We start from the raw sequence: 25,752 nt of genomic DNA, 5'->3' as shown, positions 1-25,752 counted from the left end.
GGGCAAGATCTACTTGTACCGGTAGACGATCCGGCCACGCGTCAGGTCGTACGGAGACAGCTCCACCACGACCCGGTCGTCAGGGAGGATGCGGATGTAGTGCATACGCATCTTGCCGCTGATGTGTGCCAGGACCTGGTGGCCGTTCTGGAGCTCGACCTTGAACATGGCGTTCGGAAGAGACTCGACGACAGTGCCCTCGATCTCGATGGCACCTTGCTTCTTGGCCACGCTTCGCCCTTCGAATCGACTACCTTGATCGACTCAGTGTGAGCGCATGCAGACATGCGGGTGCACTGGAGCCGACGAGTCAGTCTACGTCAGCGCACCCGGAAACACGAATCGAGGCAGTCTGCCCCACCCGCGAGATCATCATGCGAGGGGGTCGGGGGCCGTAGGCCGCTCCTCGACGCCGCTGTGGGCGCCTCACGGGCTTCGAGCGGCTGCGCCCGCCTCCGACCGGCGGTCGCGGGCCGAGGCCGTCGTCAGGCGAGGGGGTCGGGGGCCGTCGTCACGCCGTACTCCGCCAGCTTCGCCCTGCCGCCGTCCGGAGCCGTCAGCACCAGGGGCCCCTGCTCGGTCAACGCCACCGAGTGCTCCCAGTGCGACGACCACGTGCGGTCGGTGGTGATCACCGTCCAGTCGTCCCGGAGGACCTGGGTCTTCGGCGTGCCCAGCGACACCATCGGCTCGATGGCGAGGCAGAAACCGGGCACCAGCTTCGGGCCCTTGCCCCGGCGCCGGTCGACGTAGTTCAGCAGGTGCGGGTCCATGTGCATCTCGGTGCCGATGCCGTGGCCGCCGTAGTCCTCGATGATCCCGTAGCGGCCGCCGCCGGGCTTCGGCTGGCGGCGGATGTACGTCTCGATGGCCCGGGAGATGTCGACGAGCCGATTGCCCTGCTTCACGGCCGCGATGCCCGCCCACATCGACTCCTCGGTCACCCGGGAGAGCTCGAGCAGCTCAGGGGCGTGACCGGAGCCGACGAAGGCCGTGTAGGCGGCGTCGCCGTGCCAGCCGTCGACGATCGCGCCGGCGTCGACGGAGATGACGTCCCCGTCCTTCAGCACGACGTCCTCGGAGGGGATGCCGTGGACGACGACCTCGTTGACCGAGGTGCAGATCGTCGCGGGGAAACCGCCGTACCCCAGGAAGTTCGACTTCGCCCCGTGCTCCGCGAGCACCTTCCGCGCGACCTCGTCCAGATCCTTCGTACTGGCCCCGGGCACCGCGGCCGCACGCGTGGCCGCGTGGATGGCGGCGACGACCAACCCGGCCTCACGCATCTTGGCGATCTGCTCGGGACTCTTGATCTGCACCATGAGGACGACGGCCTTTCTTGGACCGGGAAGGGACGGACTGCTTCCACGATACGGGGCCACCGCACCGGCCCACTCCACGCAGCGGCCGCGGCCCCTTCAAGGGACCGCGGCCGCCGACTGCGTACGCATGACTACTCGGCGTAGTCCTCGCGCTTGAGCGCCTCCAGCGCCCGGCCCGTGACCTCGCTCACCGCACCCATCGCGGAGATGGTCACGACGAGCCCCTGGGCCTTGTAGTAGTCGATGATCGGCTCGGTCTGCGTGTGGTAGACCTCCAGCCGCTTGCGCACCGTCTCCTCGGAGTCGTCGTCGCGCTGGTACAGCTCACCGCCGCAGACGTCGCAGACGCCCTGCTGCTTCGGCGCGCTGTACGTCACGTGGAACACGTGCGCCGAGTCCTTGCGGCAGATCCGCCGACCGGCGATCCGCTTGACGACCTCGTCCTCGGGGGCCTCCAGGTCCAGCACCGCGTCCAGCTGGATGCCCTCGGTCCGCAGCAGCTCGTCCAGCGCCTCGGCCTGCGAGACGTTGCGCGGGAAGCCGTCCAGCAGGAAGCCGTTCGCGGCGTCCGGCTGCTCCATACGGTCCTTCGCCATGGCGATGGTGACCTCGTCCGGCACCAGGTTGCCGGCGTCCATGTACGACTTCGCCAGCTTGCCGAGCTCCGTCTGCCGACTGATGTTGGCGCGGAACAGGTCGCCCGTGGAGATGTGCGGGATCGACAGCTTCTCGGCAAGGCGCGTGGCCTGCGTACCCTTACCGGCGCCCGGCGGCCCGACGAGGACGATTCGCATCAGCGGAGGAACCCTTCGTAATTGCGCTGCTGGAGCTGGCTCTCGATCTGCTTCACCGTCTCGAGACCGACACCCACGATGATCAGGATGCTGGTACCGCCGAACGGGAAGTTCTGGTTTGCCCCGAAACCAACCAACGCCATTGTCGGAACGAGAGCGATCAGACCCAGGTACAGCGAACCCGGCCAGGTGATCCGGTTGAGTACGTAGCTCAGGTACTCAGCGGTCGGTCGGCCAGCCCGGATGCCCGGGATGAAGCCACCATACTTCTTCATGTTGTCCGCGACTTCCTCGGGGTTGAAGGAGATCGCCACGTAGAAGAACGCGAAGAAGACAATGAGCAAGAAGTACAGAGCGATGTAAATCGGATCGTCGCCCTGGACGAGATGGGCCTCGATCCAGGTCTTCCAGCTCGAGCTACCACTGGAGAACTGCGCGATCAGTGCCGGGATGTAGAGCAGCGACGAGGCGAAGATGACGGGGATCACACCCGCCTGGTTCACCTTGAGCGGAATGTACGTGGACGTACCGCCGTAGGCACGACGGCCGATCATGCGCTTGGCGTACTGCACCGGAATACGGCGCTGGGCCTGCTCGACGAAGACCACCAGGCCGACCATGAACAGGCCGACGAGGATGACCGTGCCGAACTCGATCCAGCCGTCGGCCAGGCTGCCCTGCTCCTTGATGGCCCACAGGGCGGCCGGGAAGGTCGCGGCGATCGAGATGAACATCAGGATCGACATGCCGTTGCCGATGCCGCGGTCGGTGATGAGCTCGCCGAGCCACATCACGACGGCCGTACCGGCGGTCATCACGATGACCATGGTGATGGTGACGAAGATCGACTGGTCCGGGACGATCTGGCCGGCCACCGGGCAGCCGGAGAAGAGGGCGCCGCTGCGGGCGGTGGCGACGAGGCCGGTGCCCTGGAGGATGGCGAGCGCCACGGTCAGGTAGCGGGTGTACTGCGTGATCTTCGCCGTACCGGCCTGGCCCTCCTTCTTGAGGGCTTCGAGGCGCGGGATCACCACCGTCAGGAGTTGCAGGATGATGCTCGCGGTGATGTACGGCATGATGCCGAGCGCGAAGATCGTGATCTGGAGCAGGGCGCCGCCGCTGAACATGTTGACCAGACCGAACAGACCCTGGTTGCCCTTGGCAACGTCGATACAGGTCTGGACGTTCTGGTAGTCGACGCCCGGAATCGGGATGTGCGTGCCGATCCGGTACACCACGATGATGCCGAGCGTGAAGAGCAGCTTCTTGCGCAGGTCGGGCGTCTTGAACGCCCGGGCGAACGCGGTGAGCACGGTGCCTCCTGCGACCCCCGCGCATCTGCGTCAAGGGTGACGGTCTTGAGGTTCCAATAGAACAACGACATGGGTAACGGTCAACTGCCGCTCAAAGTGCCCGAGGTGCGGCAGCTGTGAAAGTTGGCAGTGCAGGTCACCTTACCCGCGGGACTGCCACCCTTGGAACGACCAACCGGGGATACCCCATTTGTGGGGTATCCCCGGTCGGGATCGCTCAAGTCATCGAGACGCCTGAAGTGTTCAGACGAGCTCGGTGACGGTACCGCCGGCGGCGGTGATCTTCTCCTTGGCGGAGCCGGAAACGGCGTCGACCGTCACCTGCAGCGCCACGGAGATCTCGCCCTGGCCGAGGACCTTGACGAGGCTGTTCTTGCGCACGGCACCCTTGGCCACGAGGCCCTCGACCGTGACCTCGCCACCCTCGGGGTAGAGCGCGGCCAGCTTCTCGAGGTTCACGACCTGGTACTCGGTCTTGAACGGGTTCTTGAAGCCCTTCAGCTTCGGGAGGCGCATGTGGAGCGGCATCTGGCCACCCTCGAAGCGCTCCGGAACCTGGTAGCGGGCCTTGGTGCCCTTGGTACCACGACCGGCCGTCTTACCCTTCGACGCCTCACCACGACCCACACGGGTCTTGGCGGTCTTGGCGCCCGGGGCGGGACGGAGGTTGTGGATCTTCAGCGGGTTCTGCTCCGCCATGATCAGTCGACCTCCTCGACCGTCACGAGGTGGCGGACGGTGTGCACCATGCCGCGGAACTCGGGGCGGTCCTCCTTGACGACCACGGTGTTGATCCCCTTGAGACCAAGCGACCGCAGGGTGTCACGGTGGTTCTGCTTGCTGCCGATGTAGGACTTGACCTGCGTGATCTTGAGCTGCGCCATGATTACGCACCCACCCCGGCACGCGCACGGAGCAGAGCCGCGGGGGCGACGTCCTCGAGCGGCAGACCACGGCGGGCCGCGATCTCCTCGGGACGCTGCAGACCCTTCAGGGCCTCCACGGTCGCGTGCACGATGTTGATCGCGTTGTCGGAGCCGAGCGACTTCGACAGCACGTCGTGGATACCGGCGCACTCGAGCACGGCACGCACCGGACCACCGGCGATAACACCGGTACCCGGGGACGCGGGCTTGAGCAGCACGACGCCGGCAGCCTTCTCACCCTGGATGGGGTGCGGAATGGTGCCCTGGATCCGCGGGACCTTGAAGAAGTGCTTCTTGGCCTCCTCAACGCCCTTGGCGATGGCGGCCGGCACCTCCTTGGCCTTGCCGTATCCGACACCCACGGTGCCGTCACCGTCGCCCACCACGACCAGCGCGGTGAAGCTGAAGCGACGACCACCCTTCACAACCTTGGCGACGCGGTTGATCGCGACGACGCGCTCAACGTACGCGGTCTTCTCGGCGGCAGCTGCGCCGCCGTCACGGCCCTTCCGGTCCCGCCGCTCGCCGCCACCGGCACCGCCACCGCGGCGCTGGGGTCCAGCCATTGGATTTACCTCTCTCTTTTCCGCTAGCTACGAACGGCTCAGAACTTCAAGCCGGCTTCGCGGGCGGCGTCCGCCAGGGCGGCGATGCGCCCGGCGTACTGGTTGCCACCACGGTCGAACACGACGGCCTCGACACCGGCGGCCTTGGCACGCTCGGCGACCAGGGCGCCGACCTGCTTGGCCTGCGCGGACTTGTCGCCCTCGCCACCGCGGACCGAGGTGTCCAGGGTGGACGCCGACGCCAGGGTGTGACCCTTGATGTCGTCGATCACCTGGGCCACGATGTGGCGGTTCGAGCGGGTAACGACCAGACGGGGACGCTCCGCCGTACCGGAGATCCGCTTGCGGATCCGGATGTGACGGCGCTTGATCGCGGCGCGCTTGTAGGCGTCGCCCTTCAGGATCTTCTGTCCGTATGCCATGGCTTACTTACCCGCCTTTCCGACCTTGCGGCGGATGACTTCGCCCTCGTACTTGACGCCCTTGGCCTTGTACGGGTCGGGCTTGCGCAGCTTGCGGATGTTGGCCGCAACCTCGCCGACCTTCTGCTTGTCGATGCCCTCGACCGAGAAACGGGTCGGGTTCTCCACCTTGAAGGTGATGCCCTCGGGGGCCTCGACCACGATCGGGTGGCTGTAGCCGAGCGCGAACTCCAGGTTCGAGCCCTTGGCGGTCACGCGGTAACCGACACCACTGATCTCGAGCTTCTTCACGTAACCCTGGGTCACGCCGGTGATCATGTTCGCCACCAGCGTGCGGGACAGGCCGTGCAGGGCCTTGTTCTGACGCTCGTCGTTCGGGCGGGTGACGTTCAGGACGCCGTCCTCACCCTTGACGATCTCGATCGGCGCCGAGACGGTGTGGGTCAGTTCGCCCTTGGGGCCCTTGACCTTGACCGTGCGGCCGTCGATGGTGACGTCCACGCCGGCGGGAACCGCGATGGGGAGCTTGCCGATGCGCGACATAGCTGTTTCCTCCGTTCCCTTCCGTTACCAGACGTAGGCGAGAACTTCTCCGCCTACGCCCTTCTTGCCGGCCTGCTTGTCGGTGAGGAGCCCGTGGGACGTGGAGATGATCGCCACGCCGAGCCCGCCGAGCACCTTCGGCAGGTTGGTGGACTTCGCGTACACCCGGAGACCGGGCTTGGAGATCCGCTTGATGCCCGCGATGGAGCGCTCACGGTTGGGGCCGAACTTCAGCTCCAGGACGAGGTTCTTGCCGACCTCGGCGTCCTCGACGCGCCAGCCCGTGATGAAGCCCTCCTGCTGGAGGATCTCCGCGATGTGCGACTTGATCTTCGAGTGCGGCATCGCCACGGTGTCGTGGTACGCCGAGTTCGCGTTCCGCAGACGCGTAAGCATGTCTGCGATCGGATCAGTCATGGTCATGAATTGGCCTTCGGCCTCTCTCGCCGGGGTTTCCTGGTGCGCCATCCCTCTCCCCGATCCGAGACGGGACGGGTGCGGCGCGGTGGACCTACGGCGTAGTAAGTCGTACGGGCGGCAGACGCCCAACCCCACAAGCCTAAGGCATGCGGAGAAGGGCCCCTGCCGACCCAGATGCTTACCGAGAGCTTCAGGAATCCCCTCTTACAGGGATTACCAGGAGCTCTTGGTCACGCCCGGCAGCTCGCCACGGTGAGCCATCTCACGAAGGCACACGCGGCACAGGCCGAACTTGCGGTACACGGAGTGCGGACGGCCGCAGCGCTGGCAGCGGGTGTACGCGCGCACACCGAACTTGGGCTTGCGAGCAGCCTTGGCAATCAGAGCCTTCTTCGCCATCTCGCTCACGCCTCCTTGAACGGGAAGCCGAGGTGACGAAGGAGCGCGCGGCCCTCAGCGTCGTTGGTCGCCGTGGTGACCACGGTGATGTCCATACCCCGGACGCGGTCGATCTTGTCCTGGTCGATCTCGTGGAACATGACCTGCTCCGTGAGACCGAAGGTGTAGTTGCCACGGCCGTCGAACTGCTTGGGGGACAGGCCGCGGAAGTCGCGGATGCGCGGCAGCGCGAGCGACAGGGTGCGGTCCAGGAACTCCCACATGCGGTCGCCACGGAGCGTGACGTGGGCACCGATCGGCTGGCCCTCACGCAGCTTGAACTGCGCGATGGACTTGCGGGCCTTGGTGACGGCCGGCTTCTGACCGGTGATCGTGGTGAGGTCGCGGATGGCCCCCTCGATCAGCTTGGAGTCGCGGGCGGCGTCGCCCACACCCATGTTGACCACGATCTTGACGAGGCCCGGAACCTGCATGACGTTCTCGTACTTGAACTCGTCACGCAGCTTGCCGACGATTTCCTCGCGGTACTTCGTCTTCAGACGCGGAGTGGTGGTGGTAGCCATCAGATGTCCTCACCCGTCCGCTTGGCAACGCGGATCTTGTTGCCCTCTTCGTCGAAGCGGTAGCCGACGCGGGTCACGACCTTCTTGCCGTCCTTCTCGACGACGAGCTGGACGTTGGACACGTGGATCGGGGCCTCGGTGGTCACGATGCCGCCGGCCTGCGAACCACCGGCCGTCGGACCGGCCTTGGTGTGCTTCTTGACCCGGTTGACACCCTCGACCAGGACGCGCTCCTCGCGCGGGAAAGCAGCAATGACCTTGCCCTGCTTGCCCTTGTCCTTGCCGGTGATGACCTGGACCAGGTCACCCTTCTTGATCTTCATGCTTACAGCACCTCCGGCGCGAGCGAGATGATCTTCATGAACTTCTTCTCGCGCAGCTCACGGCCGACGGGGCCGAAGATACGGGTGCCGCGAGGGTCGCCGTCGTTCTTCAGAATGACGGCGGCGTTCTCGTCGAAGCGGATGTACGAGCCGTCCGGACGGCGGCGCTCCTTGACGGTGCGAACGATGACCGCCTTGACGACGTCACCCTTCTTCACGTTGCCACCGGGGATCGCGTCCTTGACGGTGGCGACGATGACGTCACCGATGCCCGCGTAGCGGCGACCGGAGCCACCGAGCACACGGATGCAAAGGATTTCCTTCGCACCAGTGTTGTCGGCGACACGCAGTCGCGACTCCTGCTGGATCACGTCTATCTCCTGATTGTCTGCCGGTTCCCCGGGGGCCGTTCGGTGAACGGCCCCCGGAGCCTGGCGGAACTGTCCTGCGAGGAATGCCCCGCAGGCACGTACTGTTTGGAATTCCCTTGCGGGAATTACCTACTTGGCCTTCTCGAGGATCTCGACGACGCGCCAGCGCTTCGTCGCGGACAGCGGCCGGGTCTCCATCAGGAGGACGCGGTCGCCGACACCCGCGGCGTTCTGCTCGTCGTGCGCCTTGAGCTTGTTCGTACGGCGGATGACCTTGCCGTACAGCGCGTGCTTGACGCGGTCCTCGACGGCGACGACGACGGTCTTGTCCATCTTGTCGCTGACGACGAGACCCTCGCGGGTCTTGCGGAAGCCGCGCGCCTCGGTGTTCTGCTCAGTCACGTTGTTCTCGCTCATGCGTTCTCCACCGTTTCGATGCCCAGCTCGCGCTCGCGCATCAGGGTGTAGATCCGCGCGATGTCCTTACGGACGGCCTTCAGCCGACCGTGGTTTTCGAGCTGACCCGTCGCCGCCTGGAAGCGGAGGTTGAACAGCTCTTCCTTGGCCTCGCGGAGCTTCGCCAGAAGCTCCTCGTTGCCCAGCTCGCGCAGCTCGGACGCCTTGGTACCGGCCGACATCACGCTTCACCTGCCTCGCGCTTGACGATCCGGCACTTCATCGGCAGCTTGTGGGCGGCACGAGTCAGCGCCTCACGGGCGATCTTCTCGTTGGGGTACGACAGCTCGAACATCACGCGTCCGGGCTTGACGTTGGCGACCCACCACTCCGGGGAACCCTTACCGGAACCCATGCGGGTCTCGGCCGGCTTCTTCGTGAGCGGACGGTCCGGGTAGATGTTGATCCAGACCTTGCCGCCACGCTTGATGTGACGGGTCATGGCGATACGAGCCGCCTCGATCTGACGGTTCGTCACGTACGCCGGGGTCAGCGCCTGGATACCGTACTCGCCGAACGCAACCTGCGTCCCACCCTTGGACATACCGTTGCGCTTCGGGTGGTGCTGCTTGCGGTGCTTGACCCTACGGGGGATCAGCATGTCGGTCAGGCCTCCGTTCCGGTGCTCTCAGCCGGAGCGGCAGCCGCGGGCGCCTCGGCCTTGGGGGCCTCGGCACCGGCAGCCTGCTGCGGCTTGCGACCGCGCCGCTCGCCACCACGGCCACCACGGGCCGGGCGGTCGCCTGCGCCACCGCGGGCCGGGCGGTTACCCGCACGGGCGGCAGCGTTCTCGGCGCGGACCTCGGCGATGTTCTTGACGTCGCCCTTGTAGATCCAGACCTTCACACCGATGCGGCCGAAGGTCGTCTTGGCCTCGAAGAAGCCGTAGTCCACGTTCGCGCGGAGCGTGTGCAGGGGCACACGGCCCTCGCGGTAGAACTCCGAGCGGGACATCTCGGCGCCGCCGAGACGGCCACCGCACTGGATCTTGATGCCCTTGGCGCCCGCCTTCATCGCCGACTGCATGCTCTTGCGCATGGCACGGCGGAAGGAGACGCGGGAGGACAGCTGCTCGGCGACGGCCTGGGCCACCAGCTGAGCGTCCGTCTCCGGGTTCTTGACCTCGAGGATGTTCAGCTGGACCTGCTTGCCGGTCAGCTTCTCCAGGTCACCGCGGATGCGGTCGGCCTCGGCGCCGCGGCGGCCGATGACGATGCCCGGGCGAGCGGTGTGGATGTCCACGCGGACGCGGTCACGGGTGCGCTCGATCTCCACCTTGGAGATGCCGGCGCGCTCCATGCCGGACGTCATCATCCGACGGATGGCGACGTCTTCCTTGACGTAGTCCTTGTACAGCTTGTCGGCGTACCACCGGGACTTGAAGTCCGTGGTGACACCGAGCCGGAACCCGTGCGGGTTTACCTTCTGGCCCATTACCGGGTTCCTTCCTTGCTGCTGACGACCACGGTGATGTGGCTGGTCCGCTTGCGGATCCGGTAGGCACGGCCCTGGGCACGCGGACGGAACCGCTTCAGAGTCGGGCCCTCGTCGACGTAGGCCTCGGAGATGTAGAGGCTGTCGGCGTCGGTGTGGTCGTAGTTGTGCGCGGCGTTGGCGATGGCGCTGTCGAGCACCTTGCCGACCGGCACGGAGGCTGCCTGCGGAGCGAATCGCAGAACAGCCTGGGCCTCCGTGGCGTCCATGCCACGGATGAGGTCCACCACGCGGCGGGCCTTCATGGGCGTGACGCGGATGTACCGCGCCTGGGCCCTGGCTTCCATGGTTGTCCCTTCAGTTACTTACGTGTCTGAGTGCGATCCGCTGCTAGCGGCGCTTCGACTTCCGGTCTTCCTTGACGTGACCCCGGAAGGTGCGCGTCGGCGAGAACTCGCCGAGCTTGTGGCCGACCATCGACTCGGTGACGAACACCGGGATGTGGGTCTTGCCGTTGTGCACCGCGAGCGTGTGGCCGAGCATGGCCGGCACGATCATCGAGCGACGGGACCAGGTCTTGATGACGTTCTTGGTGCCGGCTTCGTTCTGGGCGTCCACCTTCTTCATCAGGTGGTCGTCGACGAAGGGCCCCTTCTTCAAGCTACGAGGCATCTCAACCCGTCCTTAGCGCTTCTTGTTCGTCTTGCGGCGGCGGACGATGTACTTGTTCGACGCCTTCTTGGGCGAACGAGTACGGCCTTCCTTCTTGCCCCACGGGGAGACCGGGTGGCGGCCACCGGAGGTACGGCCCTCACCACCACCGTGCGGGTGGTCGACCGGGTTCATGACCACACCACGCACGGTCGGGCGAACGCCCAGCCAGCGCTTGCGGCCGGCCTTACCCCAGTTGATGTTCGACTGCTCGGCGTTGCCGACCTCGCCGACGGTGGCACGGCAGCGCACGTCGACCAGGCGGATCTCTCCGGACGGCATGCGCAGGTGGGCCATCGAGCCCTCCTTCGCGAGCAGCTGCACGGAGGCACCGGCGGAGCGGGCGAACTTGGCACCGCCACCGGGACGGAGCTCGATCGCGTGGATCGTGGTACCGACCGGGATGTTGCGGAGGGCCAGGTTGTTGCCCGGCTTGATGTCGGCCCCGGGACCGTTCTCGACGCGGTCACCCTGCTGCAGGTTGCGCGGGGCGAGGATGTAGCGCTTCTCGCCGTCGGCGTAGTGCAGCAGCGCGATGCGCGCGGTGCGGTTGGGGTCGTACTCGATGTGCGCGACCTTCGCCGGCACGCCGTCCTTGTCGTGACGACGGAAGTCGATCACGCGGTAGGCGCGCTTGTGCCCGCCACCCTGGTGGCGAACGGTCACACGACCGGAATTGTTACGGCCGCCCTTGCTGTGCAGGGGACGGACCAGCGACTTCTCCGGCGTGGACCGCGTGACCTCGACGAAGTCGGCGACGCTGGAGCCACGGCGGCCCGGCGTAGTCGGCTTGTACTTGCGGATTCCCATTTCTCAGTCCTCGTCCGATATCGGACGATCCGACCCGCTTACGCGGTCGGACCGCCGAAGATGTCGATACGGTCGCCCTCGGCGAGGGTCACGATCGCGCGCTTGGTCGCCGCGCGCTGGCCGAAGCCGGTGCGGGTCCGCTTGCGCTTGCCCTGGCGGTTGATCGTGTTGACCCCGGTGACCTTGACCTGGAAGACCGCCTGCACGGCCTCCTTGATCTGGGTCTTGTTGGAGCCCGGCGCGACGACGAACGTGTACTTGTTCTCGTCGAGCAGCGCGTAGCTCTTCTCGGACACGACCGGCTTGATCAGGACGTCACGGGGGTCCGTGTACGCCTTGCTCGCCGGGGTGACGACGGTGTTCTTGCCCTCGGCGGCGTGGCGACGCGCCTTGGCGACGCGGGCGGCCTTGGCGGCCTTGGCGGCCTTCGAGGCAATGGCGGGGTGACGGATAGCCATCAGACCTCGCTCCCTTCGGTGTCATCGGCCTTCGGGCCCGACACGAAGGACTCGAAAGCGGCCTGGGTGAAGACCACGTCGTCCGAGACGAGAACGTCGTACGTGTTCAGCTGGCCCGGCTCCAGGATGTGGACCTGGGGCAGGTTGCGGGCGGACAGCCACGCGGCCTCGTCGGCGCGGTCGACGACCAGGAGCAGGTTCTTGCGCTCCGAGATCTTGCCGAACAGCGTCCGGGCGGCCTTCGTCGACGGGTTCTCGCCCTCGACGACGCCGGAGACGACGTGGATGCGGTTGTGGCGGGCCCGGTCGGTGAGGGCGTGACGCAGGGCGGCAGCCTTCATCTTCTTCGGGGTCCGCTGCGAGTAGTCGCGCGGCACGGGACCGTGCACGACGCCACCACCGGCGAACTGCGGCGCGCGGGTCGAACCCTGACGGGCGCGACCGGTGCCCTTCTGGCGGTACGGCTTCTTGCCACCGCCGCGGACCTCGCCACGGGTCTTGGTCTTGTGCGTGCCCTGACGGGCAGCGGCCAGCTGCGCGACGACGACCTGGTGGATCAGCGGAATGCTGACCTTCTCAACGCCGAAGATCTCCGCGGGGAGCTCGACGGAACCGGCCTTGTCGCCCGCCGGCGAAAGGATGTCAACAGTGCTCATCGGTTACCTCAGGCCCCCTTGGCCGCGGTGCGGACCAGGACGAGGCCGCCGTTCGGACCGGGAACCGCGCCCTTGATGAGCAGCAGACCCTTCTCCGCGTCAACGGCGTGGACGGTCAGGTTCTGGGTGGTGACCCGCTCGTTGCCCATGCGACCCGCCATGCGGAGGCCCTTGAACACACGGCCCGGGGTGGCGCAGCCACCGATGGAACCGGGAGAGCGGTGCTTGCGCTGGGTGCCGTGTCCGGCGCCGAGGCCACGGAAGTTGTGGCGCTTCATGACACCGGCGAAGCCCTTGCCCTTGCTCTTGCCGGTCACGTCGACCTTCACGCCGGCCTCGAACACCTCGGCGGTGATCTCCTGGCCCAGCGTGTACTCGGAGGCGTCCGCGGTGCGGATCTCGACGAGGTGACGACGGGGGGTGACGTCGGCCTTGGCGAAGTGGCCCTTGAGGGGCTTGTTCACCTTGCGCGGGTCGATCTCGCCGAAGGCGATCTGGACGGACTCGTAGCCGTCGACGTCGTTCGTGCGGACCTGGGTGACGACGTTCGGCCCGGCCTTGACGACGGTGACCGGAACGACACGGTTGTTCTCGTCCCACACCTGCGTCATACCGAGCTTCTCGCCCAGGATGCCCTTGATCTGCTTAGCCATCTCTCAGATCACCGGCCTCAGAGCTTGATCTCGATGTCGACACCGGCCGGGAGGTCGAGTCGCATCAGAGAGTCGACGGTCTTGGGGGTCGGGTCGAGGATGTCGATCAGGCGCTTGTGCGTGCGCATCTCGAAGTGCTCGCGCGAGTCCTTGTACTTGTGCGGCGACTTGATGACGCAGTACACGTTCTTCTCAGTGGGCAGCGGCACCGGGCCCGCGACCGACGCACCAGTGCGGGTCACCGTCTCGACGATCTTCTTCGCCGAGCTGTCGATGACCTCGTGGTCGTAGGCCTTGAGCCGGATGCGGATCTTCTGTCCCGCCATGGCTACTTCGTAGTCCTGTCTCTCTACAGCTCCGGAACCCGGCGTTTCCGCCCTCTCCTCCGACCCACGCGGTCGGGCGTGTCGCACTCCCGCTGACACAGATGCCCCTTGTTCGAACATCCCTGCGGGATTGACACGGCCCTGCCGGAACCGTGAACCGGGGGCGAGAGGCCCACCGGGCGCCTGGCCGGTGCCGCGCCCACGCTTCCCGGAAGATTCCCGTACGTCCGCCCCTGATCAGGGGCGACGAGTACTGTGGGACTCGCTTCCGGTCCTCCCGGCGGGAGGCGCGCAGCATCAACACTCGACCGAGCAACTCGGACAGTCTGCCATATGGGGCAGCGCCGACGCCAATCGAGCCGGAGAGAATACCCCGGGGGTGACGGAGGTCAAACTTGCGTCCGCGAGGTCACCCGCGACGGGGAGCGTCCGCCGCACGCGTGCCGCTCCCACCGCGGTGACGGCCTCCGCCCCCTCCCCGGCCGGCCCCTGGCCGAGGGCGACAACGGGCACGGGACAGCCGAACACGCGGCGAGATGCCCGCCGTCATGCAGTGGACGGGCGGCGCGCTGCGTCCCGCGGCGGACGCGCCTGTGGAAAGACCCGCTCCGGTCTGCCCCACTTCGTTCACCACCCCAACAGGCCTTATTCATAGAGGCGTTGACGTGTGATCACATTCTCCTTACCTTGAGTCGGCCATTCATGATCATCCTTCGAAGGGAAGGGTCCCCATGCATCTCCGTGCCACCAAGGCCGTCCGGAGAAAGGCCGCCGTCACCGTCACCGCCGCCGCGGCGCTCGTCGGCTTCACAGCCACCAATGCTTCGGCGAACTGGTCGAGCTACATCTCCAGTTGGACCGATGGTGACCGCTCCCGCGAGTGGACCGACTCCGGCACCTACAGCCAGGTCCAGTTCCGCAGCTGCTTCGCCCAGTACGGCACGACGGATCAGGTCGTCGTCAAGATGTGGAAGGTCGACACCTGGACGCCCAACGACGACCTCGGCAACAAGACCTTCACCAACTGCTTCAACGGCTCCACCTCCTGGTCCAACGGCGAGTGGACCAATGTGCCCACCGGTGAGCACACGCTGCAGTTCGAGGCCGACAAGGTCGCTCAGGGCGGCTCCTGCTGCCTGCTGAACGTCGCCGAGGTCTACGTCGACACCTCGATGGCCGACTGACGAACGGCCACACGCCCTGTTCCGCGGTGGTGCATGGAAGGACTGGTTCCATGCACCACCTGCTTTTGCCGGAGAGCACTACTTGAGAATACGGACCGTCTTCCGCACGTCTCCCGCGTTCATGTGCCTGCCGATCGCTGTCGGCGTCACTGTCCTGTACTACACACAGGAAGCGGCCGACCAGATCCACTATTTCCCTTACCCGTGGGCTCCGCTGCTCGTCCAGCGTCCGATCGAGTACATGGCCGCTCCCACCTACGCCATGGTCGCCGCGCTCGCAGCATGGTCCGCGGCCCGCGTGCGTGAAGCGGGTACCTGGCAGCTCGCCGCCCACCGGCCCACCTGGCAGGTGATCGCCCAGGCTCTGGCTCCCGTGGTCACCGTGGGCTGGCTGATGTTCATCGCGTCAGTCGCCTGGGCTTTCATCGAACGCCCGACCTGGCCCACCCCGGCCAGCCTGGCCCCGCTACTGCTCACCTGCGTCCTCACCGTCGCCTGGGCGGTGATCGGCTTCACCGCCGGCCATCACGCAAAGCCTCTGATCGCCGCCCCGGTGCTCGCCTGCGGGGTCTTCGTCCTCGTGGCCTATCCGCATGCCATGCAGCCCTTCTCCCTGCGGCACCTCTCCGGCGAGTACTTCGCCCACCTGGGCGTCGGCGAGTCCGCGACCTTCGAGTCCATCGCCGCCCAGATGATGCCGACGCTCGGCGTAGCCTGCGCTGTGGCCCTGGTGTGGGCCCGCTGGAAGCCGGTGGTGCGCGTCCTGGCCGCCGCCGCGCTGGTGGTCGCCCCCACCCTGGCCGGCTACAGCATCGTCAAGGACTGGAACTACAACCCCAGCCTCACCACCCACGTCGCCCTCGCTTGCCACGGCACCGAGCCCGAGGTGTGCCTGCCCGAGGCAGGGGCGCATGACCTGCCCGAGGTGCACGCCCAGGTCGCCCAGGCGTTCCGCGTGCTCACCACCTACGGCCTCACGGACTCCCTGCCCAGCCGGGTGGAGGACCAGATGGCCTACGGCCGCTTCACCCAGCGGAACACCGAGCAGACGGTCTACATGCAGCTCGGCATCGCCCACCACAAGGGCGTACTCGCCCGCTCGATCGTCACCGGCGCCGTGCGGTTCGGATGCGACGCGGACCCCCACCGCGCCCGCACCATCCACTTCTGGCTGGAGAAGAAGCTGGGCGACATCACCCCCTACGAGCGCATCACGGCCGAGGACCCCTATTACACGCGCGCCCAGTACGACCAGGCCGTCACCACCGCCGAGCGGGTCTCGACGCTTTCTGCGGACGAGCAGAAGCAGTGGTTCGCCAAGACCAGGACCGCGGCCTGTGAGGGGCGCCCGGCGTGATCTGGTGGCTCAAGGTACGCCTCACCCCGACCGTGCTCGCGGCCGCGCTGGCCGGCTACACGCTCCTCCTGCTCACCGTGCGGGACGGGGAGGTGATCCTCCCGGCGATCAGCGTGAACGCGGGCAACACGGTACCGCTGGCGTTCTTCCTGCCACTGATCGTCGCGGGTCCCCTGGCCCACTGCCTGGATTCCCGGCAGCCGTACGCCGAGCTCACCGGGATCCGCCGCACCGCGTGGCTGGACACCCTGCTGGCGGCCGCCTCGATGGCGGCAGTGCTGGCCGCGACGGGCCTGGTCGGCCTCGTCACCGAGGCGGAGGCCACGCTGCAGGCGGGGCGCAACACCCTCTTTCTGACCGGGCTCATGCTCATCGCTCGCGCGGTGCTCGGACGGGCCGGAATCGTCGTTCCGCTGGGCTGGGTCTTCGCCGTCATCCTCCTCGGCCGCCGCACCAGCAGCAGCTTCTACTCGTGGGCCGTCACTGCTCTGCCACCCGGCACCGGACACGCCACGGCGACGGCTGCGCTGTCGATCGCCGCCGGCCTCGCAGCCACCTACATCACCGCGAGGAGACTTCCATGACCGTCCGCTTCAGCGACTGCACCTACCGCTACAAGCGCCGCAACCGGCCTGTGCTGGACCACTTCACCTATCAGATCCCCGAAGGGGTGACGATCCTCCTCGGCCCCAACGGAGCGGGGAAGTCCACCACCCTCAAGCTGGCCACCTCCGTCCTCACGCCCCAGAGCGGCCGCGTCACCTATGAGGGCGTCGGCTCCGGCGAGCGCGCGTACCGCCGCCATGTCTCCTGGATGCCGCAGCACATCACCGCGGCCCCCGGCCTGACCTGCCGTGAACAGGTCGCCTACACCGGCTGGCTGAAGGGCATGAACCGCACCGACGCCTGGACCCGGGCGCGCGAGGCCCTGGCCCTGGTGAACATGGCCGAGAACGCCGACAAGAAGGCCACCAGGCTCTCCGGCGGGCAGCTCCGCCGGCTCGGCGTCGCGGCGGCGCTCGTCCACGACTGCCGCGTCCTGCTCCTGGACGAGCCCACCGCCGGCATGGACCCCACCCAGCGCCGCGTCTTCCGCGACGTCATCGCCGCGGCAGCCGCCACGAAGGGGATACGGGTCCTGATGTCCACTCACGACGTCGCCGACCTCGCCGAGGACGCCGACCACGTCACCGTGCTCGCCGACGGCCGCATCCGATACGACGGCGGCACCACCGGCTTCCTCTCCCAGGCACCGGACGGCACCCCCACCGGACGCCTCGCGGAAGCCGCCTACACCCACTTCGTCCATTCCGTCTGACATGCACCGGACCGCTCCGCGCCTTCGTCCCGGAACAGCCGGCGCTCGATGTCGATCAGGGAGCCGTCCACACGCAGCGTCCGTTGTCCTTGACGCCGTCCGGTACTCAGCCTCGAACTGTCGACTCGGGATCGGTGCCCTCGCAGGCCTCACAAGAAGGCCCCGGCATGGGCCACCGATACCGAGTGCGGGACTTGACCCGTAACGCGAATGCCCCAAGACAGGAGTCACGCCGTCCGCTGGAAGCTCCGCAGTCGTACGAACGACGACTCCAGCCCTTTCTTCAGCGCACGCGCCACCGGCCGTTCCACCACCCGGTGCACCAGCCGGCTCAGCACCAGGAAGCCGGTGATCACGACCCCGACCAGGAGGCGCGGGTCCATGGTGTCGCGGAGATGGTGGATGACGACGATGCCGGCGAGGTAGTGCATCAGGTAGAGCGGATACGTCAGCGAACCCGCCGTCACCAGCCACCTCCAGCGGATGCGGTCGGTCCGGCCGAGAGCGATCGCCACCATCAGCAGCATGAAGGCGGTGAAGATGACGACCGCGCCGCGCCAGCTGCTGACCTGTTCGTACTCGACCCGCTCCCCCAGCTCCAGCTGCCCCATCAGCCAGGACATCGCGAGGATGCCCCACAGCAGCAGGTCCTGGCCGAAGCGGTGCATCAGGTACAGGGCGAGGCCGGCGATGAAGTACCACGCGGCACTCGGGTCGGCGACCAGCGTCAGCAGCGGGAACTTGGAGATCGGGGCCAGCATCGCCGCCGCACCCCAGACACAGCAGAAGACCACGACCCGGCGGTACGTCAGGCCCATCGCGACGACGACCAGGAACAGCAGGTAGAAGCGCAGCTCCGACCAGAGCGTCCAGTACACGGGGTCGACGTTCGGGATGCCGGAGCCGGCCTGGAGCATCGTCAGGTTGAACAGGATCTCCCGCAGCCGCAGCCGCTCCTGCACGCCCGGCAGCAGCACCAGCACGGCCGTGGTGAAGAAGACGGCGAACCAGTACGCCGGGTACAGGCGGATCACGCGCGAGACGAAGAAGTCCTTCGGCGTGCGGCCCCAGCAGGACATGCAGATCACGAAACCGCTGATCACGAAGAAGATCTCGACGCCTATCCAGCCGAAGGAGGCGACGCGGAACACGGTCGGCATGATCTCCGACACCGAGCGGTCCCAGATGATGTTGCCGGCCTCGTTGGCGCGGCGCGTGCCGACGAAGTGGTGCAGGACGACCATCAGGGCGGCGACGAGCCGGATGCCGTCGACGACGTACAGCCGCGGCCGCTGCCGTGGGGCGCGCGCCGAGGTGTCGGCCTTCGGTGCGCCCAGCGGCTGCGGCGGGCGTTCCGCCACCGCGACCGGCATGGGTATCGACAATCCGCTGCGCACACCCTGCATCAGGAGACCTAGCCATCCTCGGGAGAGACTCGAGGCCCGACGGCCACTCAACGACGCTTCACGCTACGTCGGCACGGTCCGGACCACGGGGACAGAAAAGAACAATCCCCCCGTCGGCACAGGCAAGTTGCCGTAACTCTCGCCAATCCGCCGCACAACGTTCGACTAGGTTTCACTCAGGCTCGGCACAACCGCCGGAAATGTTCGAGTCGGGCCGGGCATGGCGAAGGGGCCCGTACGACCGAAGTCGTACGGGCCCCTTCAGGCCTTGTCAGGTCGGACGACCCTCAAGCAAGCGGTACTTACTTGACGATCTTGGTGACCTGGCCGGCGCCCACGGTCCGGCCACCCTCACGGATGGCGAACTTCAGGCCCTCCTCCATGGCGACGGGCTGGATCAGCTCGACGCGCATCTCGGTGTTGTCGCCCGGCATGACCATCTCGGTGCCCTCGGGGAGGTGCACGACACCGGTCACGTCAGTCGTACGGAAGTAGAACTGCGGGCGGTAGTTGTTGAAGAACGGGGTGTGGCGACCACCCTCGTCCTTCGACAGGATGTAGGCCTGGGCCTCGAACTCGGTGTGCGGGGTGACAGAGCCCGGCTTGATGATGCACTGGCCGCGCTCGACGTCCTCGCGCTTGATGCCGCGGAGCAGCAGACCGACGTTCTCACCGGCCTGGCCCTCGTCGAGCAGCTTGCGGAACATCTCGATGCCGGTGACCGTGGTGGTGGTCTTCTCGGTCTTGATGCCGATGATGTCGACGGTCTCGTTGACCTTGAGGACACCACGCTCGATACGACCGGTGACGACGGTGCCACGACCGGTGATCGTGAAGACGTCCTCGATCGGCATCAGGAACGGCTTGTCGACGTCACGCTCGGGCTGCGGGATGGACTCGTCGACAGCCTTCATCAGGTTGAGGACGGAGTCGACCCACTCCTGCTCGCCCTCGAGCGCCTTCAGAGCGGAGACACGGACGACCGGAAGGTCGTCGCCCGGGAACTCGTACTCGGAGAGGAGCTCACGGACCTCGAGCTCGACGAGCTCCATGATCTCCTCGTCGTCCACCATGTCGGCCTTGTTCAGGGCGACGACGATGTACGGGACGCCGACCTGGCGGGCCAGGAGCACGTGCTCCTTGGTCTGCGGCATCGGGCCGTCGGTGGCGGCGACCACCAGGATCGCGCCGTCCATCTGCGCGGCACCGGTGATCATGTTCTTGATGTAGTCCGCGTGACCCGGGCAGTCGACGTGGGCGTAGTGACGCGCCTCGGTCTGGTACTCGACGTGCGCGATGGAGATGGTGATACCGCGCTGACGCTCTTCCGGCGCCTTGTCGATGTTGTCGAACGGGGTGGCCTCGTTCAGGTCCGGGTACGCGTCGTGCAGCACCTTGGTAATGGCGGCCGTGAGGGTCGTCTTACCGTGGTCGATGTGACCGATGGTGCCGATGTTGACGTGCGGCTTAGTCCGCTCGAACTTCGCCTTCGCCACTGGGGTCCTCCTGTGGAGTGGTTCTGTACGCCTTACTTCATCGGCGCCAGGTGATCTTTGCTGTTAAGTCCCGGGCCCCGGGGCATTCACCCGGAATGCGGGTGAATGCCCCGTGAGGCTCCGGAGTCAAGCCTACGGCGTGAGAACGCGGTGCGTTACTCGCCCTTGGCCTTCGCGATGATCTCCTCGGCGACGTTCCGCGGAACCTCGGCGTAGGAGTCGAACTGCATCGAGTAGCTTGCGCGACCCGACGTCTTGCTGCGGAGGTCTCCGACGTAGCCGAACATCTCCGACAGGGGCACGAGGCCCTTCACGACGCGGGCACCGGCCCGCTCCTCCATGGCCTGGATCTGGCCACGGCGGGAGTTGATGTCGCCGATGACCTCACCCATGTAGTCCTCGGGCGTGGTGACCTCGACGGCCATCATCGGCTCGAGCAGCACGGGCGAAGCCTTGCGCGCGGCCTCCTTGAAGGCCTGCGAACCGGCGATCTTGAACGCGAGCTCGGAGGAGTCGACCTCGTGGTAGGCACCGTCGAGCAGCGTCACGCGCACACCGGTCATCTCGTAACCGGCGAGGATGCCGAACTGCATGGCCTCCTGCGCACCGGCGTCGACCGAGGGGATGTACTCCTTCGGCACACGGCCACCGGTGACCTGGTTGACGAACTCGTACGACGAGTCGCCGCCCTCGATCGGCTCGATCGCGATGATGACGCGAGCGAACTGGCCGGTACCACCCGTCTGCTTCTTGTGGGTGTACTCGACCTTCTCGACCGACTTGCGGATCGTCTCGCGGTAGGCGACCTGCGGCTTGCCGACGTTGGCCTCGACCTTGAACTCACGGCGCATACGGTCGACCAGCACCTCGAGGTGCAGCTCGCCCATACCGCCGATGATGGTCTGGCCGGTCTCCTCGTCCGAGTGGACCTGGAAGGACGGGTCCTCCTCGGCCAGGCGCTGGATGGCGACACCCAGCTTCTCCTGGTCGCCCTTGGACTTCGGCTCGATGGCGACCTGGATCACCGGCGCCGGGAAGTCCATGGACTCCAGGATGACCGGCTGCTTCTCGTCGCTCAGCGTCTCACCGGTGGTGGTCTGCTTCAGACCCATGACGGCGACGATGTCGCCGGCGCCCACCGAGTCGATCTCCTCACGCTTGTTGGCGTGCATGCGGTAGATCTTGCCGATGCGCTCCTTGCGGCCCTTGACGGAGTTCAGCACGGCGGTGCCGGACTCCAGACGGCCGGAGTACACGCGGACGAAGGTGAGCTTGCCGAGGTGCGGGTCGCTCATGATCTTGAACGCCAGCGCCGCGAGGGGCTCCTCGTCGGACGGCTTGCGCCGGATGACCTGCTCCGGGTCCTTGACGTCGTGGCCCTCGATGGCCTCGACGTCGAGCGGAGAAGGCAGGTAGCGCACGACCGCGTCGAGCAGGGGCTGCACGCCCTTGTTCTTGAACGCGGTACCGCAGAACACCGGGGTGACCGTGGTGCCCTCGCCCTTGCCGGAGGCGATGGTGATACGACGGATCGCCGCGTACAGCTGCTCCACGGAGGGCTCCTCGCCCTCCAGGTACAGCTCCATCAGCTCCTCGTCGTTCTCCGCGACGGCCTCGAGCAGCTTGCCGCGCCACTCCTCGGCGGCCTCGGTGTGCGTGGCCGGGATGTCGACGACGTCGTACATCTCGCCCTTGGTGGCCTCGGCCGACCAGACCAGGGCCTTCATCGTCACGAGGTCGACGACGCCCTTGAAGTCCGCCTCCGCACCGATGGGCAGCTGCATGACGAGCGGCTGCGCACCCAGACGGTCAGTGATCATGTCGACGCAACGGTGGAACTCGGCACCGGTGCGGTCGAGCTTGTTGACGAAGCAGATACGCGGAACGCCGTAGCGGTCCGCCTGACGCCACACCGTCTCGGACTGGGGCTCGACACCGGCGACGCCGTCGAACACCGTTACGGCACCGTCGAGCACGCGCAGGGATCGCTCCACCTCGACGGTGAAGTCGACGTGACCCGGCGTGTCGATGATGTTGATGGTGTGGTCGACGTCTTCCAGCGGCCAGTGACAGGTGGTGGCAGCAGAGGTGATCGTGATGCCACGCTCCTGCTCCTGCTCCATCCAGTCCATGGTGGCAGCGCCGTCGTGGACCTCACCGATCTTGTACGAGACACCGGTGTAGAACAGGATCCGCTCGGTGGTGGTCGTCTTGCCCGCGTCGATGTGGGCCATGATCCCGATGTTGCGGACCTTGGCCAGGTCAAGCGAAGTGGTAGCCATAAGGCTTCAGTCTTCTCTCGGTCTCGATGTGGACTGCGACTACCAGCGGTAGTGCGCGAAGGCCTTGTTGGACTCGGCCATCTTGTGCGTGTCCTCGCGCTTCTTCACAGCGGCACCGAGGCCGTTGGACGCGTCGAGGAGCTCGTTGAGCAGACGCTCGGTCATGGTCTTCTCGCGACGGGCGCGGGAGTAACCGACCAGCCAGCGCAGCGCCAGGGTGTTGGCACGGCCGGGCTTGACCTCGACCGGGACCTGGTAGGTGGCGCCACCGACACGGCGGGACTTGACCTCGAGGGTCGGCTTGATGTTCTCGAGAGCGCGCTTGAGCGTGATGACCGGGTCGTTGCCGGTCTTCTCGCGCAGGCCCTCCATGGCGCCGTAGACGATGCGCTCGGCGGTGGAGCGCTTGCCGTTCAGCAGCACCTTGTTGATCAGGGAGGTCACCAGGGGGGAGCCGTAAACCGGGTCGATGATGACCGGGCGCTTCGGGGCGGGGCCCTTACGAGGCATTCTTACTTCTCCTTCTTGGCGCCGTAACGGCTGCGAGCCTGCTTGCGGTTCTTGACACCCTGGGTGTCGAGCGAGCCGCGGATGATCTTGTAGCGAACACCCGGCAGGTCCTTCACACGGCCGCCGCGCACGAGCACGATGGAGTGCTCCTGCAGGTTGTGTCCCTCACCCGGAATGTAAGCGGTGACCTCGATCCCGCTGGTCAGGCGCACACGCGCGACCTTACGCAGGGCCGAGTTCGGCTTCTTCGGGGTGGTCGTGAACACACGCGTGCAGACGCCACGACGCTGAGGGGAACCCTCGAGTGCGGGCGTCTTGTTCTTCTCGACCTTGTCCTGCCGGCCCTTGCGGACCAGCTGCTGGATCGTAGGCACTACTTCTCCGGTTTCTGTGTGCCGATGGGTACAGCTAACCTGGAACGTCTCCGACCCACGCGGTCGGGTGTGTCGAATCCGGCGGACTCCCGCCGCAAGGCGAAAAGAGCACAGATTACGGTGGCCGCTCACGGCTCGCTATGCGGTTGAAGGCACGCACAAGAGCCAGGGCACACCCCAGGCACAAGGTCTGAGCGTACCTACCGCATACGCTGCGGTCAAAACAAATGCCCGGCGCCGACCGGGCCACGTTGACCACGGCGAATCTCCTGTTCGGCCGATCCCGGCCGAACCCCGCCCCCACCACCTTGCACTCATGTGCGACCCTGTGGGGATCTTATGGCAGATGTTTCGCGATCACCCGGACTTGACGCCCCGCCCGGGGCCCGGTGATCGGGCCGAGGGGGGACCACAGTCATGAGTACGGCTGCCAGTTCCGCGGCGGCGGATCCCGCCGTGTCCGACGGCCAGGGGATACAGCCTACGCCGACGTCCCGGCGCCTGAGGGTGCCGGACGGGCTGCGGCCCTACGGCGCCCCCCTGCTCCTCTACGGCGGCGCCAAGCTCGTCGGGACGGTCGTCTTCTCCATCCTGCTCATGGCCTCCGGGGAGTACCGCGAGAAGAACCCCCGCTTCGGCGGCGGCGCGCACTGGTGGGACGTGCTCGCCACCTGGGACGGCTGGTGGTACCTGCAGGTCGCCGAGAAGGGGTACGAGCCGGGGCCGCTGCGACGGCTCGCGCCCGGCGGCATGTTCACGGTCGAGCAGAACTCCGTTGCCTTCTTCCCGCTCTACCCCGGCCTGATCCGCGGCACGTCCGAGGTGACCGGGCTGGGTCTGTACGGCTCCGGGATGCTGGTCTCGGTGATCGCCTCCTTCGTGGCGGCCGCCGGCATCTACGCCGTGATCTCCCTGCTCGCCGGCGCCCGCGCGGGCACCGTCGCAGCCGGGCTGTGGGCGGTGGCGCCCGGCGCGGGCGTCGAGTGGGCGGTGTACTCGGAGTCCGTGTTCGTGGCGATCGTCGCCTGGTGCTGCTACTGCGTGATGAAGGGCCGCTGGGTGGCCGCCGGGCTGCTCGCCTTCGCGGCCGGCCTGAACCGGCCCACGTCCGCCGCGCTCATCGGCGCCGTGGGGCTCGCGGCGCTGGTGACGCTGGCCCGGCGGGAGGGCCGGCGCAAGCACGGGGTGGCGGGCCCGGTGTACGCCATGTGCGCCGCGCCGCTCGGCCTGCTCACCTATGTCGCCTGGGTCGGGCTCAGCATGGGCGAGCCGACGGCATACTTCACGCTCCAGCGCGAGGGGTGGCTGCATTTCTTCGACTTCGGCGCCTACACCCTCGACGTCCTGGGCAACACGGCCATCGGGAAGCACGACTACGTCTTCGCCTTCTCCGTCCCCGACCTCCTCGCCGTCCAGCTGGTGCTGGCACTGCCGTTCCTGATCGTGCTCATGCTGCGCAAACGGCCGCCGCTGGTGCTGGTCGCGTACACGCTGGCGAGCATCGTGAGCGTCCTCGGCACCCAGCAGATCTTCGGCAACACCCCGCGCTACCTGCTCCCCTGCTTCCCCCTCCTGCTGGCCCCGGCCGCCGCGATGGCCAGACTCGGCCCCGTGGCCCTGACGGTGTTCTTCGCGACCGCGGCACCGGCGTCGGGGTGGTACGCGCACTACGTGCTGTTCGAGCTGGGGATTCCGTAGCCGTCTCACCCGGTCGCGCGCCGGGTCCTACGGCGGGCCCTGCCGTCGTCCGTCGCGCCGCGCGCCGCGCGTTCCGCCGCGAAGACGTCCTCCAGGCGGAACAGCTGGGCTCGCCCCGCCCTGCCCGCGGGGTCGAGGTGCCCGAGCTGGACCCACTTGCGGATGGTCGCCGGGGCGACACCGGCCTGACGGGCGGCCAGGGGGCCGGGAATCAGGGTGGGGAGCTCCCCGGTGCTCCGGAGATCGAACAGCGGGAGTTCAAGGCGTACGGCCAGGGTTGGCGCGACCGCGGCGAACACGACGAGCGCCGACGAGCGGAGGCACGCCGCCCCCGACCCAGCCACGCCCCTCGGACGCCAAGGTCCTTCCGTTTCCCTGCCCTACGGACTCACCGACGGCCCGTTCCCACCCGGACGACAACCCTTGACAGCCGTCATATCCGAGGATCACACGTCCGTTCGCCCTGTGTGCGACGGTCTTCCCCGACGTGACCTCCTGAATCACAGGACCGACGCGAAAAGGGAATGGCGCATGGGCACAGACACCGAAAGCGTGTGGTCGGGCCGACGGGACCGGACGATGCAGATCCCAGGGGGTGGCAGCGGAAAACCGCTGCTTCTTGAGTTCCGTGGTGGCCCGACGTCCAATGTCGAGCTCGTGG

The 25,752-nt window shown here is 67.0% G+C and carries 36 protein-coding genes; 5 read left to right on the top strand and 31 right to left on the bottom strand.

Annotated elements, in window-relative coordinates:
* Positions 1-9 precede the first annotated feature (9 nt).
* The 25 genes from infA to rpsJ form a co-directional block, all read right to left on the bottom strand.
* The gene (gene infA, locus IPT68_RS21590) at positions 10-231 is read right to left on the bottom strand and encodes a translation initiation factor IF-1 (protein WP_003948620.1); all 222 of its coding nucleotides are present in this window, start codon (positions 229-231) and stop codon (positions 10-12) included.
* Positions 232-485: 254 nt separating this feature from the next.
* Positions 486-1,322, bottom strand: coding sequence for a type I methionyl aminopeptidase (gene map, locus IPT68_RS21585; RefSeq protein WP_189700565.1), 837 nt, complete (start codon positions 1,320-1,322; stop codon positions 486-488).
* Positions 1,323-1,453: 131 nt separating this feature from the next.
* Positions 1,454-2,116: an adenylate kinase gene (locus IPT68_RS21580; protein WP_189700566.1), complete on the bottom strand. Its 663-nt coding sequence runs from the start codon at positions 2,114-2,116 to the stop codon at positions 1,454-1,456.
* On the bottom strand, positions 2,116-3,429 hold the full coding sequence (gene secY, locus IPT68_RS21575; protein WP_189700567.1) for a preprotein translocase subunit SecY: 1,314 nt from the start codon (positions 3,427-3,429) through the stop codon (positions 2,116-2,118). Before secY ends, IPT68_RS21580 begins: the two co-directional genes overlap by 1 nt.
* A 243-nt stretch (positions 3,430-3,672) precedes the next feature.
* Positions 3,673-4,128, bottom strand: a complete 456-nt coding sequence (rplO, locus tag IPT68_RS21570; RefSeq protein WP_189700568.1) for a 50S ribosomal protein L15 — start codon at positions 4,126-4,128, stop codon at positions 3,673-3,675.
* Positions 4,129-4,130: 2 nt separating this feature from the next.
* Positions 4,131-4,313 carry a 50S ribosomal protein L30 gene (rpmD, locus tag IPT68_RS21565; RefSeq protein ID WP_003998814.1) on the bottom strand — a complete coding sequence of 61 codons (183 nt, stop codon included), beginning with the start codon at positions 4,311-4,313 and terminating at the stop codon, positions 4,131-4,133.
* Positions 4,314-4,315: 2 nt separating this feature from the next.
* Positions 4,316-4,921, bottom strand: coding sequence for a 30S ribosomal protein S5 (rpsE, locus tag IPT68_RS21560; RefSeq protein WP_003998815.1), 606 nt, complete (start codon positions 4,919-4,921; stop codon positions 4,316-4,318).
* Between the two features lie 38 nt (positions 4,922-4,959).
* Positions 4,960-5,343 carry a 50S ribosomal protein L18 gene (gene rplR / locus IPT68_RS21555; RefSeq protein WP_055632352.1) on the bottom strand — a complete coding sequence of 128 codons (384 nt, stop codon included), beginning with the start codon at positions 5,341-5,343 and terminating at the stop codon, positions 4,960-4,962.
* A gap of 3 nt (positions 5,344-5,346) precedes the next feature.
* Positions 5,347-5,886 (bottom strand): 50S ribosomal protein L6, encoded by a 540-nt coding sequence (gene rplF, locus IPT68_RS21550; RefSeq protein WP_189700569.1) that lies wholly within the window; start codon positions 5,884-5,886, stop codon positions 5,347-5,349.
* A gap of 24 nt (positions 5,887-5,910) precedes the next feature.
* Positions 5,911-6,309 carry a 30S ribosomal protein S8 gene (gene rpsH / locus IPT68_RS21545; protein WP_129799270.1) on the bottom strand — a complete coding sequence of 133 codons (399 nt, stop codon included), beginning with the start codon at positions 6,307-6,309 and terminating at the stop codon, positions 5,911-5,913.
* Positions 6,310-6,519: 210 nt separating this feature from the next.
* Positions 6,520-6,705 carry a type Z 30S ribosomal protein S14 gene (locus tag IPT68_RS21540; RefSeq protein WP_003956452.1) on the bottom strand — a complete coding sequence of 62 codons (186 nt, stop codon included), beginning with the start codon at positions 6,703-6,705 and terminating at the stop codon, positions 6,520-6,522.
* A gap of 5 nt (positions 6,706-6,710) precedes the next feature.
* Positions 6,711-7,268 (bottom strand): 50S ribosomal protein L5, encoded by a 558-nt coding sequence (rplE, locus tag IPT68_RS21535; RefSeq protein ID WP_067283946.1) that lies wholly within the window; start codon positions 7,266-7,268, stop codon positions 6,711-6,713.
* Positions 7,268-7,591, bottom strand: a complete 324-nt coding sequence (gene rplX, locus IPT68_RS21530) for a 50S ribosomal protein L24 (RefSeq protein WP_189700570.1) — start codon at positions 7,589-7,591, stop codon at positions 7,268-7,270. The genes rplE and rplX overlap by 1 nt, the downstream gene beginning before the upstream one ends.
* Positions 7,592-7,593: 2 nt before the next feature.
* The gene (rplN, locus tag IPT68_RS21525) at positions 7,594-7,962 is read right to left on the bottom strand and encodes a 50S ribosomal protein L14 (protein ID WP_003998823.1); all 369 of its coding nucleotides are present in this window, start codon (positions 7,960-7,962) and stop codon (positions 7,594-7,596) included.
* A 129-nt stretch (positions 7,963-8,091) separates the two neighbouring features.
* Positions 8,092-8,379, bottom strand: coding sequence for a 30S ribosomal protein S17 (rpsQ, locus tag IPT68_RS21520; protein ID WP_020941675.1), 288 nt, complete (start codon positions 8,377-8,379; stop codon positions 8,092-8,094).
* Positions 8,376-8,600: a 50S ribosomal protein L29 gene (gene rpmC, locus IPT68_RS21515; protein ID WP_007494763.1), complete on the bottom strand. Its 225-nt coding sequence runs from the start codon at positions 8,598-8,600 to the stop codon at positions 8,376-8,378. Before rpmC ends, rpsQ begins: the two co-directional genes overlap by 4 nt.
* A complete protein-coding gene (rplP, locus tag IPT68_RS21510) occupies positions 8,600-9,019 on the bottom strand; it encodes a 50S ribosomal protein L16 (protein ID WP_029380975.1) in 420 nt (139 codons plus the stop codon). The genes rpmC and rplP overlap by 1 nt, the downstream gene beginning before the upstream one ends.
* A 5-nt stretch (positions 9,020-9,024) precedes the next feature.
* Positions 9,025-9,852: a 30S ribosomal protein S3 gene (gene rpsC, locus IPT68_RS21505; RefSeq protein ID WP_141309627.1), complete on the bottom strand. Its 828-nt coding sequence runs from the start codon at positions 9,850-9,852 to the stop codon at positions 9,025-9,027.
* Entirely contained in the window at positions 9,852-10,199 is a 348-nt protein-coding gene (gene rplV, locus IPT68_RS21500) for a 50S ribosomal protein L22 (RefSeq protein WP_019329637.1), read from the bottom strand. The genes rpsC and rplV overlap by 1 nt, the downstream gene beginning before the upstream one ends.
* Positions 10,200-10,242: 43 nt before the next feature.
* Positions 10,243-10,524, bottom strand: coding sequence for a 30S ribosomal protein S19 (gene rpsS, locus IPT68_RS21495; protein ID WP_030233885.1), 282 nt, complete (start codon positions 10,522-10,524; stop codon positions 10,243-10,245).
* Between the two features lie 12 nt (positions 10,525-10,536).
* Positions 10,537-11,373 carry a 50S ribosomal protein L2 gene (rplB, locus tag IPT68_RS21490; RefSeq protein ID WP_053135624.1) on the bottom strand — a complete coding sequence of 279 codons (837 nt, stop codon included), beginning with the start codon at positions 11,371-11,373 and terminating at the stop codon, positions 10,537-10,539.
* 38 nt (positions 11,374-11,411) lie between these two features.
* Positions 11,412-11,831, bottom strand: a complete 420-nt coding sequence (gene rplW, locus IPT68_RS21485) for a 50S ribosomal protein L23 (protein ID WP_189700571.1) — start codon at positions 11,829-11,831, stop codon at positions 11,412-11,414.
* Positions 11,831-12,487 (bottom strand): 50S ribosomal protein L4, encoded by a 657-nt coding sequence (rplD, locus tag IPT68_RS21480; RefSeq protein WP_189700572.1) that lies wholly within the window; start codon positions 12,485-12,487, stop codon positions 11,831-11,833. Before rplD ends, rplW begins: the two co-directional genes overlap by 1 nt.
* A gap of 8 nt (positions 12,488-12,495) precedes the next feature.
* Positions 12,496-13,140, bottom strand: coding sequence for a 50S ribosomal protein L3 (rplC, locus tag IPT68_RS21475; RefSeq protein WP_014674369.1), 645 nt, complete (start codon positions 13,138-13,140; stop codon positions 12,496-12,498).
* Between the two features lie 17 nt (positions 13,141-13,157).
* A complete protein-coding gene (rpsJ, locus tag IPT68_RS21470) occupies positions 13,158-13,466 on the bottom strand; it encodes a 30S ribosomal protein S10 (RefSeq protein WP_003948644.1) in 309 nt (102 codons plus the stop codon).
* A 731-nt stretch (positions 13,467-14,197) separates the two neighbouring features.
* Here rpsJ and IPT68_RS21465 point away from each other — a divergent pair.
* From IPT68_RS21465 to IPT68_RS21450, 4 genes are all read left to right on the top strand, one after another.
* Positions 14,198-14,650, top strand: coding sequence for a hypothetical protein (locus IPT68_RS21465; RefSeq protein WP_189700573.1), 453 nt, complete (start codon positions 14,198-14,200; stop codon positions 14,648-14,650).
* Positions 14,651-14,732: 82 nt separating this feature from the next.
* Positions 14,733-16,007, top strand: a complete 1,275-nt coding sequence (locus IPT68_RS21460) for a DUF7224 domain-containing protein (RefSeq protein WP_189700574.1) — start codon at positions 14,733-14,735, stop codon at positions 16,005-16,007.
* The gene (locus tag IPT68_RS21455; RefSeq protein ID WP_189700575.1) at positions 16,004-16,591 is read left to right on the top strand and encodes a hypothetical protein; all 588 of its coding nucleotides are present in this window, start codon (positions 16,004-16,006) and stop codon (positions 16,589-16,591) included. Before IPT68_RS21460 ends, IPT68_RS21455 begins: the two co-directional genes overlap by 4 nt.
* Positions 16,588-17,325, top strand: a complete 738-nt coding sequence (locus tag IPT68_RS21450) for an ABC transporter ATP-binding protein (protein WP_189700576.1) — start codon at positions 16,588-16,590, stop codon at positions 17,323-17,325. Before IPT68_RS21455 ends, IPT68_RS21450 begins: the two co-directional genes overlap by 4 nt.
* Before the next feature lie 227 nt (positions 17,326-17,552).
* On the opposite strand, the gene IPT68_RS21445 is transcribed toward IPT68_RS21450, so the two are convergent.
* From IPT68_RS21445 to rpsL, 5 genes are all read right to left on the bottom strand, one after another.
* A complete protein-coding gene (locus IPT68_RS21445) occupies positions 17,553-18,731 on the bottom strand; it encodes an acyltransferase family protein (RefSeq protein ID WP_373300704.1) in 1,179 nt (392 codons plus the stop codon).
* Positions 18,732-19,033: 302 nt separating this feature from the next.
* On the bottom strand, positions 19,034-20,227 hold the full coding sequence (gene tuf, locus IPT68_RS21440; protein WP_189700577.1) for an elongation factor Tu: 1,194 nt from the start codon (positions 20,225-20,227) through the stop codon (positions 19,034-19,036).
* Positions 20,228-20,382: 155 nt separating this feature from the next.
* Positions 20,383-22,509 (bottom strand): elongation factor G, encoded by a 2,127-nt coding sequence (fusA, locus tag IPT68_RS21435; protein WP_189700578.1) that lies wholly within the window; start codon positions 22,507-22,509, stop codon positions 20,383-20,385.
* Between the two features lie 39 nt (positions 22,510-22,548).
* On the bottom strand, positions 22,549-23,019 hold the full coding sequence (gene rpsG, locus IPT68_RS21430) for a 30S ribosomal protein S7 (protein WP_003998848.1): 471 nt from the start codon (positions 23,017-23,019) through the stop codon (positions 22,549-22,551).
* A gap of 2 nt (positions 23,020-23,021) precedes the next feature.
* Entirely contained in the window at positions 23,022-23,393 is a 372-nt protein-coding gene (gene rpsL / locus IPT68_RS21425; RefSeq protein WP_003948652.1) for a 30S ribosomal protein S12, read from the bottom strand.
* Positions 23,394-23,810: 417 nt separating this feature from the next.
* On the opposite strand from rpsL, the gene IPT68_RS21420 reads away from it, so the two are divergent.
* Positions 23,811-25,091, top strand: a complete 1,281-nt coding sequence (locus IPT68_RS21420) for a glycosyltransferase family 39 protein (RefSeq protein ID WP_189700579.1) — start codon at positions 23,811-23,813, stop codon at positions 25,089-25,091.
* A gap of 5 nt (positions 25,092-25,096) precedes the next feature.
* Here IPT68_RS21420 and IPT68_RS21415 read toward each other — a convergent pair whose 3' ends face one another.
* The gene (locus IPT68_RS21415) at positions 25,097-25,342 is read right to left on the bottom strand and encodes a MerR family transcriptional regulator (RefSeq protein ID WP_189700621.1); all 246 of its coding nucleotides are present in this window, start codon (positions 25,340-25,342) and stop codon (positions 25,097-25,099) included.
* Between the last annotated feature and the right edge of the window lie 410 nt (positions 25,343-25,752).

Source organism: Streptomyces chromofuscus (assembly GCF_015160875.1).
GTDB lineage: Bacteria > Actinomycetota > Actinomycetes > Streptomycetales > Streptomycetaceae > Streptomyces > Streptomyces chromofuscus.
Note: the sequence above shows the minus strand (reverse complement) of the source record. Positions and strands in the feature narration are given on the sequence as shown.